Genomic DNA, 13,204 nt, shown 5'->3' on the forward strand with positions numbered 1-13,204 from the left:
GGCAATTATTGCTCCTTGTATGGGTCAGTAAAACCTAAGCTTTCAATAAGTTGGGTCTCTAACGACTCCATTTCTTCGGCTTCGGCATCTTCGATGTGATCATAACCTAGCAGATGCAGGCAACCGTGCACAACCATATGTGCCCAGTGCGCCTGTAGCGGTTTATGCTGTTCACGGGCTTCATTTTCAACGACTGAAACGCAAATGACAAGATCCCCGAGTAATGGCAGGGTTATTCCCGGTGGCGCTTCAAACGGAAATGACAGCACATTGGTGGGCTTGTCTTTGCCGCGGTAGTCCCGGTTCAACTGCTGGCTCTCTTCACTGTCCACCAGACGTATGGTCAGCTCGGCCTGCTCCATACTATTGCCAATGGCAGTGCGGGCCCAGAGCTCGAAATCGCTCTGGGATGGCAGATTTTGCGCTTCTGTGGCCAGTTGCAGGTCCAGCTGCAGATCAAGACTCATGGGCGCCGGCCTCTGTCAGTTGATATTGGCTGTCGCGTTGGGCCTTGGCCGCCTGCTGGCGCTGATCGTGTGCCTCATAGGCTTCCACTATGCGGGCCACTACCGGGTGGCGCACCACATCCTGGGCCTGGAAGAAGTTGAAGCTGATCTCTTCCACTTCGCTCAGTACTTCGATGGCGTGGCGCAGGCCGGACTTGGCGTTGCGCGGTAGATCTATCTGGGTAATGTCACCTGTGATCACCGCCTTGGAGTTGAAGCCGATACGGGTGAGGAACATCTTCATCTGTTCCACCGTGGTATTTTGGCTCTCATCGAGAATGATAAAGGCATCGTTGAGGGTGCGGCCACGCATATAGGCCAGCGGCGCGACCTCGATAACATTGCGTTCTATCAGTCGCTCGACCTTCTCAAACCCGAGCATCTCAAACAGGGCGTCATACAGAGGCCTGAGGTAAGGGTCTACTTTCTGGCTCAGATCGCCGGGCAAGAAGCCCAGCTTCTCACCGGCTTCCACCGCAGGGCGGGTCAGCAGAATGCGGCGGATCTCTTGACGCTCCAGCGCATCCACGGCGGCGGCAACGGCCAGATAGGTCTTGCCGGTACCGGCGGGGCCTATGCCGAAGGTGATGTCATGGCGCACTATGTTGGCCACATATTGGGTCTGGTTGGGATTGCGCGGCTTAATCACCCCTTTGCGGGTCTTGATATAGTGCTCTTTGGGTTCTGCACCGCTGTCGTCGGCTTCCAGGGCAATGGCTTCCTGAATGGCGATATGCACCTGCTCGGGCTCCAGATCCGGGGTCGAGCCTTTTACCGGCGCGGTTTCTACATAGAGCTGTTTCAGCAGGTTGTTGGCCGTGAGGCAGTTACGCGGCTGGCCGACAATCTGAAAATGGTTGTTGCGGTAGCTTATCTCGACGCCCACCCGGCGCTCGAGTTGCTTGATATTGTCATCGAACGGACCACACAGAGACGCCAGACGGCGGCTGTCGGCCGGTTCGAGATACAGATTCATGGTGGTTAATTTGTGAGACAAACAAAAACTCCTGTTGATGTCATCTTTGATCAGTTTACGAGCGTGAAGGCATAAATGCTAACGGAAAATCGAGCCTAAAATAAAACGGCCCGGGTCCGAAGAGCCGGGCCGCCGTGGAAGTCTCGGCGCTTACGGGGTGAACTGAGTCACGCCCAGGGTGTCTTCCTGATTATGCTTGGCCAGAATATCACTGGGGCGCAGGCTCTTGCGCAAGTCCATCTCATCTTCACCGCGAACAAACTTGCCGCGCAGCGAGTTGGTGTAGACATCGACGATTTCCACATCCACGAAGCTGCCTATGTGCTTGGGCTGGCCTTCGAAGTTGACCACCCGGTTGTTTTCGGTGCGGCCGCGCAGCTCCATGGGGTTCTTGACCGATGGGCCTTCCACCAGAATACGCTGCACTGTGCCCAGCATCTGGCGGCTGTAGCGCTGCGCTTGTTGGGTGATCCTGTCCTGCAGGATTGCCAGGCGCTGCTTTTTCTCTTCCATATCCACATCATCCGGCAAGTCGGCCGCCGGGGTGCCGGGACGGGCACTGTAGATAAAGCTGAAGCTGTGGTCGAAGCCCACTTCTTCAATCAGCTTCATGGTGTCGGCAAAATCTTCTTTGCTTTCGCCGGGGAAGCCGATGATAAAGTCGGAGCTTATCTGAATATCCGGCCGCGCCTTACGCAGACGGCGAATGATCGACTTGTACTCGATTGCCATATGGCCGCGCTTCATTTGGGTCAGAATGCGGTCTGAACCCGATTGCACCGGCAGGTGCAGGAAGCTGACCAGCTCAGGAGTGTCTTCATAGACATCGATAATGTCCTGGGTGAACTCTATCGGGTGGCTGGTGGTAAAGCGGATGCGGTCGATTCCGTCGATGGCGGCCACATAACGCAGCAGCTCGGCAAAGCTGCAAATTTCGTCATCATGGGTCAGGCCGCGATAGGCGTTAACGTTTTGCCCCAGCAGGTTGACTTCACGCACCCCTTGCTCGGCCAGTTGAGCGATTTCCAGGATGATGTCATCCAGTGGTCGGCTGACTTCCTCGCCGCGGGTATAGGGCACCACGCAGAAAGAGCAGTACTTGCTGCAGCCTTCCATGATGGAGACAAAGGCGGTGGGGCCTTCGGCGCGGGGCTCGGGCAGACGGTCGAACTTCTCGATTTCCGGGAAGCTGACGTCAATCACCGCCTGGTCGCCGCTGCGAACCTGGTTGATCATCTCTGGCAGACGGTGCAGGGTTTGGGGGCCGAAGATAATATCCACGCACTGGGCGCGTTCTTTTATCGCCTTGCCTTCCTGCGAAGCCACACAACCACCCACGCCAATGATCAGCTCAGGATTCTTGTCTTTGAGTGTTTTCCAGCGGCCCAGCTGATGGAATACCTTTTCCTGCGCTTTTTCACGAATAGAACAGGTATTGAGCAGCAGAATATCTGCCTCATCAGCCTCTTCAGTCAGGGTGTAGCCCTGAAATTCGTTTAACAGATCGGCCATCTTGGATGAGTCGTACTCATTCATCTGACAGCCCCAGGTTTTAATATGGAGTTTTTTACTCATCAGTTTTGCGTCGCTCTTCGGAACCACTTAAAAAATAGCGCGCCATTTTACCTGCTGTTAAGTCCGCTGACCAGCTTTTGAACGCCAGGGCTGAGAATTACTCTGGTTGCTGCAATACCCTTTCAAGCTGTGCGGGTAAACGGTTGGCGGCCACCTGAATATTTTGCTGCTGGTAGAACTGCTCGGCCATCTCCAGGTTGCTGCCACGGGCCTGGGCATAGATGTCCTCCAACACATCCAAATGAAAGCCGGCCATGGTTTCCGTGATTTGTTGATATAGGGCATAATTCAGCGACGAGCGATAGGTTACAGTTATCACTTCCATCTGGTCTGCCGTGGTGGCGGCCAGAACATGACCAGAAGTAAAGGCAGCCGGGACGACAAGGGCTGCGGCTATCAGGCTGCTGGTAAGTTTGCACATGGTATCCTCACTTGTTGATGTCGATAACCGCATATGCGGTGTTTGCCATGACAGATACTGCTTGGACACTCAGAGGCTAGCCTAAGGTTGCCAAGGCTCGTGTGTCGGCTTGTAAGCAGGTGTTTCAGGAGGGCCGGCAGCAACATTTGCTCATGATTGAAGCCAAAACAGTTACCATTGAACACAACTCTGTGGCCGAGGCGGCAGAGAAGAGAGACAGCAGGAAAGGCATAGTGACAGAACAACATGAGACCAAGGATATCGTCATCATAGGTGGCGGTATGGTGGGCGCGGCGACGGCGCTGGGGGTGGCCAAACTCGGGCTGGAAGTGGCGCTGGTGGAGGCCTTTGAACCCGAGGCCTTCGATGCCTCGCAACCTCTGGATGTCAGGGTCTCGGCCATCAGTGTGGCATCGGAGGCGCTACTCGAGCGCCTGGGAGCATTCGATACTCTGCTCGGAATGCGCCATGTGGCTTATCGTGGCCTGGAAACCTGGGAAATGGAAGGCTGCATTACCCGTTTCCATGCCAGTCAGATCAAGGCCGAGCGTCTCGGCCACATAGTGGAAAACCGTTTGGTGCAGCTGGCACTGTGGCAGGAATTCGACAACTACCCCAATCTGACCCTCTGCTGCCCGGCCCGGGTCGGGCGCATGGTGCGCTCCAGCGTGGGTATAGAGGTGAGTCTGGACGATGGCCGGGTGTTCGATGCCCGTTTGCTGGTGGGCGCAGATGGTGCCAACTCCAGAGTGCGTCAATGGGCCGGAATTGGCATCAGTGGTTGGGATTATTCCCAGTCCTGCATGCTGATCAATATCGCCACCGAGTGCGATGAGCAGGATGTGACCTGGCAACAGTTTACTCCGCAAGGGCCGCGCTCCTTGCTGCCATTGCCGGGCAAAAATGCGTCCTTGGTTTGGTATGACGATGCCAAACAAGTTCGCAGTTTGATGCAGCTCAGCGACAGCCAACTGAAGCAGGCAATCATCAATCACTTCCCGGATAGGCTGGATCCCCATTTCGAAGTGTTGGCCAAGGGCAGTTTCCCGCTGACCCGGCGCCATGCGCAGCAATACTACCGCGACAACCTGGTGATCCTGGGGGATGCGGCTCACACCATTAACCCGCTGGCGGGGCAGGGGGTTAACCTGGGCTTTAAAGACGTCGAAGCCTTGATAGCGACAATCACCCAGGCGCTGGAGAAGGGCGAAGACTGGTCAAAGGCCACAGTGCTTGAGGGGTTCCAAAAGCAGCGTTGGTTTGACAATCAGTTGATGATGACAGGTATGGATCTCTTCTATGCCGGTTTCAGTAACGATCTGCTGCCACTTAAACTGTTGCGTAACGCCGGGCTCAAGCTGGCGGATATCAATACCCCGGTCAAGCAGCAAGTGCTCAAGTATGCGCTGGGGCTGAGATAACCCCGGTCGATTTGTTGATTGTCGCAAGAGAGTGCTAAAATGCCGCGTTTTTACAAGAATGTGGCATTTTTCATTGGCTTTCACGCAGTGTTTGGGCCTGTAACAGCCAAGCTTCAAGAGCGGTGAATATGTGCCTGGCCTTGTCCGGCCTTCGCAGAACTTCTCGTTGAATAAACAGACTGATAGAGACTGATGACAGAGATTAAACTTATCGTCGGGCTGGCCAATCCCGGCGCCGAGTATGCCCAGACCCGCCATAATGCCGGCGCCTGGTATGTGCAGGAGCTGGCCAGAGGTTGCGGTGCCCAGCTCAGTGCCGACAGCAAGTATTTTGGCCTGACCGCCAGAGTTACGCTCAAGGGCCGCGATGTGCGCCTGCTGATCCCTTCCACTTATATGAACCTGAGTGGCAAGTCGGTGGCGGCATTGGCGAACTTCTTCCGTATTCAACCGGAGGAGATTTTGGTGGCACACGATGAGCTGGACATGCCGCCGGGCGTGGCCAAGTTCAAGCTTGGCGGTGGTCATGGCGGCCATAACGGCCTCAAGGACATTATTGCCAAGCTGGGCAACAATAAGAATTTTTATCGTCTGCGGATTGGCATAGGTCACCCCGGGGACAAGAACAAAGTCAGCGGCTATGTGCTTGGCAAGGCGCCGAGTACTGAGCAGTCGCTGATAGATGCCGCGGTAGATGAAGCGGTGCGCGCCACTGATATCCTCTTTGCCGAGGATATGACCAAGGCGATGCACAGGCTGCACTCCTTTAAAGCGGTCTAAGATTATCCAGGCGTCTGACGCCTGTTTCATTATCCTGTCCGGGGCCGAGTGCGCCGGACTCAAATTAGAGAGAAAGGTAAACATCATGGGTTTTAAATGCGGCATCGTTGGTCTGCCAAACGTCGGTAAGTCAACTCTGTTCAATGCGTTAACCAAGGCTGGCATCGAAGCGGCAAACTTTCCCTTCTGTACCATAGAACCCAACACAGGTGTGGTGCCAGTGCCGGATGCTCGTCTGGACGCCCTGGCTGAAATCGTTAAGCCTGAGCGGGTACTGCCAACCACCATGGAGTTTGTGGACATTGCCGGTCTGGTTGCAGGGGCATCCAAGGGCGAAGGTCTGGGTAACAAGTTCCTGGCCAACATCCGTGAAACCGATGCTATCGGCCATGTGGTACGTTGCTTCGAGAACGACAATATTGTTCACGTGGCCAACAAGGTTGACCCGGCCGGTGATATTGAAGTGATCAATACTGAACTGGCACTGGCGGATCTCGACAGTGTTGAGCGTGCCATACTGCGTCAGCAAAAGCGCGCCAAGGGTGGTGATAAAGACGCCAAATTTGAAGTCGAAGTACTGGAAAAACTCAAGCCGGTACTGGACGAAGGCCATATGCTGCGCACGCTGGATTTGAGCAAAGAGGAGCTGGAAGCCGTGGCTTACCTGAACCTGCTGACGCTCAAGCCAACCATGTATATTGCCAACGTTTCTGAAGATGGCTTCGACAATAACCCGCATCTGGATACAGTGCGTGCCATTGCCGAAAAAGAAAATGCCGTTGTGGTGCCTGTGTGCGCCGCTATTGAGTCAGATCTGGCGGAAATGGATGAGGAAGAGCGCAGCGAGTTCCTCGAAGAGCTGGGCCTGGAAGAGCCAGGGCTTGATCGGGTGATCCGCGCCGGTTACGAATTGCTGACACTGCAAACCTACTTTACTGCCGGGGTGAAAGAAGTCCGTGCCTGGACGGTGACTGTCGGTTCTACCGCACCGCAGGCGGCCGGTAAAATTCACACCGACTTTGAGCGCGGCTTTATTCGGGCTCAGGTTATGGCCTATGATGACTTTGTTCAGTTCAAGGGCGAAGCCGGTTGTAAGGAAGCGGGTAAGCTGCGGGTGGAAGGGAAAACCTATATCGTCAAAGACGGCGACGTGATGCACTTCCTGTTTAACGTATAAAGCGACTCTAAATGGGCGATAGAACACGGATTTGCGTATCTGTTGCCCAGTTTGATGGGTTTATAGGCAAACAGCTGGGGCGGCGGGATTTAGCCTAAAAAAGCTGTTGACCTGAATAACCTGAATAAGCATAATACGCCCCGTTCCTCGGCACGGGGAACAACAAAGTTATCGTGGCTATGTAGCTCAGCTGGTTAGAGCACAGCACTCATAATGCTGGGGTCGCAGGTTCAAGTCCCGCCATAGCTACCATCCTTCTTGGGATGTCAAAAACAAGAGACACTGCGGGAGTGGTGAAATTGGTAGACACGCCAGATTTAGGTTCTGGTGCCGCAAGGTGTGAGAGTTCAAGTCTCTCCTCCCGTACCATATTTGTCTCTTACTGAACTAACTTTGATTATTGGTGGGGTATCGCCAAGCGGTAAGGCACCGGGTTTTGATCCCGGCATTCCCAGGTTCGAATCCTGGTACCCCAGCCATCTTTTGCCAAGTTTATAGATTGGGGTATCGCCAAGCGGTAAGGCACCGGGTTTTGATCCCGGCATTCCCAGGTTCGAATCCTGGTACCCCAGCCATAAACGCTAAAGAGAAAATACAGTGGCTATGTAGCTCAGCTGGTTAGAGCACAGCACTCATAATGCTGGGGTCGCAGGTTCAAGTCCCGCCATAGCTACCATGTTTCTTTAGCAGCAAACTTGGTCTTCACGAGTCTTAAGATTCGTATCGGTTAATACCGACCCTGATGGGGTATCGCCAAGCGGTAAGGCACCGGGTTTTGATCCCGGCATTCCCAGGTTCGAATCCTGGTACCCCAGCCATATTCAACGAAAGAGCCCGTCATAGACGGGCTTTTTTGTGTCTGTTTTTCATCGTTTGCACTTGTCTGCTATTGGCGCATCGGCCAGGATCCCGGCTATTTCGCACCGGCGATAGTGGTGTAGCAGCGCTCTTTCGAGCGCAAACCAAGGATGGCTACAGTTCCGCCTGTGCCTGTAAACTTGTGCATGCCTGTAAACTAGTGCCAAGATTTCACCGATCCAGAGTCATACCTGCCTTGAGCTATCAAGCTTCTACTCGACTTTCAGCTTCTGTCGCAGACTCTCATCTCTGGCGGCTTTGGTGACTTCGAGAGCGATATTGCGCCTGAGGCGAATTAACCAACTGTCGATTTTGGCTTGGTCCATTTTGCAGTCGCAGCGGCTGGAGAGCAGGCTAAGCTGCAGTTCCTGTTGCTGCCGTGCTACTTCTACTTCGACTGTGTATCCCTTGTAGTTATTGAGCCGGGCGAGCCAGGTGCCATCTGCGGCAGTTTCCAGCTCCCAGCTATCCCGGGTAACGGCCCGCTGCAACATGGCGGGGATATCTTGCACATAACCACCTGTGGGTACTGGGTTTTGCCAGCGTTGCAATTGATATTCAGTCTCGGCGGAAGCTGGGTTCAGCCATAACAGATTCAGCAGTAGCGGCAGTAGTATTCGTTTCATGATTTTTTCAGCTCCTGGGCGATGGAGAGACGCAGATTCTTGATGTAGTTGTAATAGCCACGGCCATTCTTGTAGCAGATATCATCAATCAGCTTTTTGCAGACAAAATCCCCCAAAGCGGCGTGGTATTTAAGCTGAATATAGTTGGCGTCGTATTCAATGCGCATCACATTAGTGTCGCCGCGATAGTCGAAACGGGCCAGGATATAGCCCTCACCTTCGCCCTCGTATACCCAGGCAAAGCCCTTGGTGCTGAGCATACCTTCGAGAATGGCATAACGAACCTGGGCCTCACTGGCTCCCGCTACCGGGATCTCTTTATGAACGGCTTCGATATAGCTGTTTGAGGATTTGGGTTTGGCATTTTTGTTGATGACCAGCTCGCCGGGGGCGGCTTGCAACGACAGGGAGAAACCGAGGGCGAATAACGCCCCCAGAATGGATTGGACTTGCATATCAGAATCCTTCTGAAAAAGGCTGCGGAAGTCCGAGTCTAGCGAAAAGCCAAGGCACTTGAAAGAGTGCTTGAAACAGCTCTTGAAACAGCACTTGAAAGAGAAATTAGAGCAAACCTTCCAAACGCAGACGTTGCATCTCTTTGGCGACTTGTTGCATCTGCATTGGCGTGCCCAAGGTCAAGCGATTCCAGCCTTCAAGCCCAGAGAAGGTACGGCCCACCAGAATGCCGGCCTGCTGCATCCGCTTGCGATAGTCTTCATTGTTACCTTTGATGCGGTGGAAAATAAAACTGGCGTTGAGCGGCAGATAGTCGAGCCCCAGTTGTTTGAGTGTGGCAATGATAATGGCACCGGCTTCTAAGTTGTTGCTGCGGGTCTGCGCCAGCCAGGCGCTGTCATCCAACACTGCCGCCGCCCCATAGAGAGCAAACAGGTTGGCGTTGTCAAAACTCGCCTGGGCCTGCATGGCGGCTATCATTTCCGGAGCGGCAATGGCATAACCGGCCCTTAGTCCCGCCATTCCCCATGCTTTGGAGAACGTCTTGGTCAGCACTATGTGTTTCTGGCCATTTTGAATGAATGGCAGCGCGGATTGGAAATCGCTACCGGCATACTCGCCGTAGGCCTCATCAATAATAAACTGCAGCTCGGGACTGGCCTTGGCCAGCCACTGTGCAACCGGCGCCTTGGACAGCAAGAGGCCGGTTGGGTTGTTGGGGTTACACAGATAGACAATGGAAGGGCCAGGGTGTGCGGCCACGGCGGCCTGCATGGCGGCGATATCGGTTTGCAGCTCGGCGGTCAGCGGCACTTCAGTTACCTTGAGTCCCCGAGCCTTGGCATAGTCGGCCACTATGTCAAAGGTGGGCTTGGGCATCACCAACTGGCAGTGAGCGCTGGCCATGGCATCTATGGCGAACTTGAGTACTTCGGAAGAGCCATTGCCGTAGATGAGCTGCTCTTGGCTGACACCGTGGTAGCTTGCCAGGCGCTTGAGCAAAGCCTGACGGGCACTGTCGGGATACAGGTGTGCCTCACCCATATGTTGCATAATGGCTTCTCTGGCACTGTTTGGCATCCCCAGCGGGTTTTCATTGAAGTTCAGCGCCAGGGGACCCTTGGAGGCAGTAGCCTGGGCCTGCTCCTGAGAAGATAAAGAGAAATTACTGCAGCCACTGAGCCCCAGTGCGGTACCGGCTAAACCGGCCTGAATAAAATGCCTACGACTTAATTGCATGTTTATTATGATGTTCTGGATAAGAGGGCGCTCAGTCTACCCAGAGGAAGAGAGAAAATAAATGAATTTTTATTCATTATTTGAAGCTTGTTATTCTTTTGACTTTAGCCGCCAGCGAGCTTTGGTAACTTCAAGTCGTTGTTTGATGACAACACTGGCAGTGGCTTTGAAGGACGAGTTACTGCAGTTCTGCAAGAATAGCGTTGCGTGACGTTGTTTATATGCCACAGAAATACACCCATTTTCCAGGCACAGGCGGGATTGTGACCTTCCGAGCCAGGGATGGCGAGGCAGAGCTTACAGGGACGTACTCGAATAACGTCCCTGTTTAACTGCCAGCTCGTCATCCATGACTCGCGCTCGAAAGCATGTTGCTACGCAACTCTCGCCATGTCACAGGATCGCCTGTGCGAAAGGCGCACCGCAGGTGATGAGCTACAACTTAGCTAGCCGCTAGGGCCAAGCTCATTGGTGAGTTTTGGATTAAGGCTGTGCTAGCCGCTGTGCCAGCGGCGTAAAGTCGTGGTGTTCCACACCACACCGGGCAAGGGGCTTTGCTTGTCCAAAGCCCCTTGCATCCCCAAAGACACCCCCGACGTAGCCGAAATCCCCGCTGGCTTATGAAGCAAATTGGCTACACTCAGGACTCGCCAAATGCATCCATGCATAAGGGCCAGCTCGTCTTCCTTGGCTCGCGCTCATAAGCTTGTTGCTTCGCAACATTCGCCTTGCTCGACCTTCGAGCCTCGACATCCCTGTCTCGACTACGCCAATTTGCAACAACGCCAGCGGCGGCTCCGAAGGGAGAATTGGTGCAATTCTGTTAGCGCTGAGTAGCTTGAAACATCTGAAAAGTTTGCAGACATACACCTATTTTCCAGGCACAGGCGGGACTGTGACCTTCCGAGCCAGGGATGGCGAGGCAGAGCTTACAGGGACGTACTCGCAGCATGTCACAGGATCGCCTGTGCATAAGCCTGCGGCAGGCAATGAGAAACATCCATTGCCGGAAGCCCGACCTATGTTATTTGGCCATTTTGAGCTGAAAGCAATGATAGCCGCTGTGCCAGCGGCTTAAAGTCGTGGAGCTTCGCCCCACACCCGAGGAAAGGGGGCTGTATCGACTCGCCCCCTTCCCAAACCCCCAGCGACCCGCGACGCAGCGGAAAACCCCTTGTGCTTATGATGCCAATTCGCTATCGCGCCAGACGCCCAGAGTCACATCCATGTGACTCTGGGCCTGCTCAATATCCTGTTTCGCGCTCGTTAGCTCGTCGCTGGGCGACACTCGCCCCTGATTAACTGGCGCAGAATGGGCATCTGCCGGACAGGAGTCCCAATGCCGTGAAGGGCAGGACGCCCGTGAACGGCCATGCCTCGCTACGCGATTGTCATCAACGCCCTGCGGCCGCTTCGAGCGGGAAAAGTGTATACCTTTAGCATTTGAGGTTCCTGATGATTAGGCGAATTTGAAATCGTGCATAAGCCCAAAAACATACACATATTTCCAGGCACTGGTGGGACTGTGACCGTCGAAAACGGGGAATAATGCAAACACCCAGCATTAGCTGGAGGAAGTCGCTTTGGTTTCAAACCCAGTCAATTCTGTTGTAAAAACAAACTAAATTAGTGTTTTGTTGCCTTTGTCAAAACTTGACCTTTGGCTAATTGTTTTCAAATTCAGTACTGGCTATTGTATAACCAATTCAATCGCTTAGCTTTAGCACTTCCTTAAGCTTAAGGTTGGAGGTAGTAGCATTTTTCCTTTTTCAGCGGAATGCAGGGACGAACAGAGTTTGGACCCGTGCGGTAGCCATGGCTTTAATTAACGCTTTTTGTAGGGCCCTTGGTTGTTCGGCTTGAAGTGCTCATGACAAGCACCTCATAACTGATTTTTATACAGTATTATTGACGTTCTGGACAACATGTCGGAAATTTGCGCGTTATTTCTGTAACATTTTAGAAAATTTTATTAAATTCATAAAGTTAAAAATACAGCTGGTAGATAATAGGTTTAGAAACCGCGCATGCGCGTTGGGCTGCAAGGGATATTTGGACTAAATTGTATTATATCCAGCTAATACAAACAGATAGCGATACGCGTTTACACTCCTCCGAGGACTAAAACGCGCATGCGCACTATACAGCTGTTAGCTTTACGGAGTAATTCGACTTGCATCGCATATGGAAATTGGAAAAAGGCAGCCCATTGCTTCGTGTGTTTGTGTGGCAAAATTTACCACAGAGGCAACTTAGAACTTTGATTCACAGGTTTGCTACCAAAGAAGCTGCAAAGTTAAAGCAAGGCAGCTCTGAGTTTTATGTTTGGCGTGTGCGCAGACTCAAAGCCGTTGCAGTTTTCGAGAAACGATTTGGCGGCGTACCGGCTATTTTCAAAATGCGTAAAATGACCGTTTTAAAGTCATATTACATAAATAACGGTGTTTACTTGTGGCCAACATCAACATTAATTACCACAAAATAAACAAAGCTAACAAACCGCGTCATTCGGGGCCTGCGGCCCCTGCGACGCTCACAAGCTCGCGCGCATGCGCGGGGCGTTATGTTTCGACAGGGATCGAGTAAATGAAGCTTATTGGAAGTAAAATGGAAAGTGACTTCCGTGAAGAGTTGATCCGATCCAACGAGGCGCTTCAAGCCCGTGATTCCAAGTTAAGAATGGCACTAGAGTCTGAAGGTCATGACTACATAAATTCTTATGTTCTGCATTACGTCCCTGAGCAGCTCGAAGACCTATACACAGTGTTGGTAGGTGGGACTTACGTAGTTGACGTAGAAATCGATAAGTACGACGGCTCTAAGAGCACAATAGCACAGAGACACGAGCTAAAGTCTTATCTGCTTAGGCTAAGTAGAATGAATCAAGTTAGGTTGGCGGTTGCGCAGGACTTGGCATGTTCAAAAACATAACAAACAAAGGCAGCATCGCCCTGCGGGCTGGACGCGCTAACGCGCGCCGCTGCTTGGGGCGTTGATATTATTCCCTTTGTCAAATAGGTAAAAGTGTCCTTACCGGAGACCCAAAAAATCTTCGGTAAGGACACTCTGACAGTCGGACTTTGGCGAGTAAGTGTCGGCGGTTGACCTTGCACTCTTTTGAATAGAACCGCGCGAGTTTGGTTATTCGCATTACTTGTGTTCGCCACAT

General features: G+C 52.9%; 11 protein-coding genes and 6 tRNA genes. 10 read left to right on the plus strand and 7 right to left on the minus strand.

The features are described 5' to 3' along the window. Window positions 1-5: 5 nt before the first annotated feature. The 4 genes from ybeY to HCX89_RS22070 all read right to left on the minus strand — a co-directional run bounded on the left by ybeY (window position 6) and on the right by HCX89_RS22070 (window position 3,478). Window positions 6-467: an rRNA maturation RNase YbeY gene (gene ybeY, locus HCX89_RS22055; protein ID WP_028781579.1), complete on the minus strand. Its 462-nt coding sequence runs from the start codon at window positions 465-467 to the stop codon at window positions 6-8. Continuing rightward, complete coding sequence (locus HCX89_RS22060; protein ID WP_025011683.1) at window positions 457-1,503, minus strand: PhoH family protein; 1,047 nt, start codon at window positions 1,501-1,503, stop codon at window positions 457-459. Before HCX89_RS22060 ends, ybeY begins: the two co-directional genes overlap by 11 nt. Window positions 1,504-1,632: 129 nt before the next feature. Continuing rightward, window positions 1,633-3,057, minus strand: coding sequence for a tRNA (N6-isopentenyl adenosine(37)-C2)-methylthiotransferase MiaB (gene miaB, locus HCX89_RS22065; protein WP_025011684.1), 1,425 nt, complete (start codon window positions 3,055-3,057; stop codon window positions 1,633-1,635). A gap of 97 nt (window positions 3,058-3,154) precedes the next feature. Next, window positions 3,155-3,478, minus strand: coding sequence for a hypothetical protein (locus HCX89_RS22070; protein ID WP_144215712.1), 324 nt, complete (start codon window positions 3,476-3,478; stop codon window positions 3,155-3,157). Window positions 3,479-3,630: 152 nt separating this feature from the next. Between HCX89_RS22070 and HCX89_RS22075 the strand changes: the two genes are divergently transcribed. From HCX89_RS22075 to HCX89_RS22115, 9 genes are all read left to right on the plus strand, one after another. Beyond that, entirely contained in the window at window positions 3,631-4,899 is a 1,269-nt protein-coding gene (locus tag HCX89_RS22075; protein ID WP_167717472.1) for an FAD-dependent oxidoreductase, read from the plus strand. Between the two features lie 192 nt (window positions 4,900-5,091). Then, window positions 5,092-5,679 (plus strand): aminoacyl-tRNA hydrolase, encoded by a 588-nt coding sequence (gene pth, locus HCX89_RS22080; RefSeq protein WP_025011686.1) that lies wholly within the window; start codon window positions 5,092-5,094, stop codon window positions 5,677-5,679. An 85-nt stretch (window positions 5,680-5,764) separates the two neighbouring features. Beyond that, window positions 5,765-6,856: a redox-regulated ATPase YchF gene (gene ychF / locus HCX89_RS22085; RefSeq protein ID WP_025011687.1), complete on the plus strand. Its 1,092-nt coding sequence runs from the start codon at window positions 5,765-5,767 to the stop codon at window positions 6,854-6,856. A gap of 175 nt (window positions 6,857-7,031) precedes the next feature. After that, window positions 7,032-7,108, plus strand: a tRNA-Met gene (locus tag HCX89_RS22090). 32 nt (window positions 7,109-7,140) lie between these two features. Beyond that, a tRNA-Leu gene (locus tag HCX89_RS22095) sits at window positions 7,141-7,225 on the plus strand. A gap of 35 nt (window positions 7,226-7,260) precedes the next feature. Continuing rightward, window positions 7,261-7,335 (plus strand) — tRNA-Gln (locus HCX89_RS22100). Window positions 7,336-7,356: 21 nt separating this feature from the next. After that, window positions 7,357-7,431, plus strand: a tRNA-Gln gene (locus HCX89_RS22105). Window positions 7,432-7,455: 24 nt separating this feature from the next. After that, window positions 7,456-7,532, plus strand: a tRNA-Met gene (locus HCX89_RS22110). A gap of 67 nt (window positions 7,533-7,599) precedes the next feature. Next, window positions 7,600-7,674 (plus strand) — tRNA-Gln (locus tag HCX89_RS22115). A gap of 252 nt (window positions 7,675-7,926) precedes the next feature. On the opposite strand, the gene HCX89_RS22120 is transcribed toward HCX89_RS22115, so the two are convergent. The 3 genes from HCX89_RS22120 to HCX89_RS22130 all read right to left on the minus strand — a co-directional run bounded on the left by HCX89_RS22120 (window position 7,927) and on the right by HCX89_RS22130 (window position 10,035). Then, window positions 7,927-8,340, minus strand: coding sequence for a hypothetical protein (locus tag HCX89_RS22120; protein WP_071237171.1), 414 nt, complete (start codon window positions 8,338-8,340; stop codon window positions 7,927-7,929). Then, on the minus strand, window positions 8,337-8,795 hold the full coding sequence (locus tag HCX89_RS22125) for a hypothetical protein (protein ID WP_025012151.1): 459 nt from the start codon (window positions 8,793-8,795) through the stop codon (window positions 8,337-8,339). Before HCX89_RS22125 ends, HCX89_RS22120 begins: the two co-directional genes overlap by 4 nt. A gap of 106 nt (window positions 8,796-8,901) precedes the next feature. Continuing rightward, on the minus strand, window positions 8,902-10,035 hold the full coding sequence (locus HCX89_RS22130) for a histidinol-phosphate transaminase (RefSeq protein WP_167717474.1): 1,134 nt from the start codon (window positions 10,033-10,035) through the stop codon (window positions 8,902-8,904). A gap of 2,586 nt (window positions 10,036-12,621) precedes the next feature. Here HCX89_RS22130 and HCX89_RS22135 point away from each other — a divergent pair. Then, a complete protein-coding gene (locus HCX89_RS22135) occupies window positions 12,622-12,966 on the plus strand; it encodes a hypothetical protein (protein WP_071237174.1) in 345 nt (114 codons plus the stop codon). Window positions 12,967-13,204 lie beyond the last annotated feature (238 nt).

Origin of the sequence: Shewanella sp. Iso12 (genome assembly GCF_012030025.1) — a bacterium.
Classification (GTDB): Bacteria; Pseudomonadota; Gammaproteobacteria; order Enterobacterales; family Shewanellaceae; genus Shewanella; species Shewanella algae.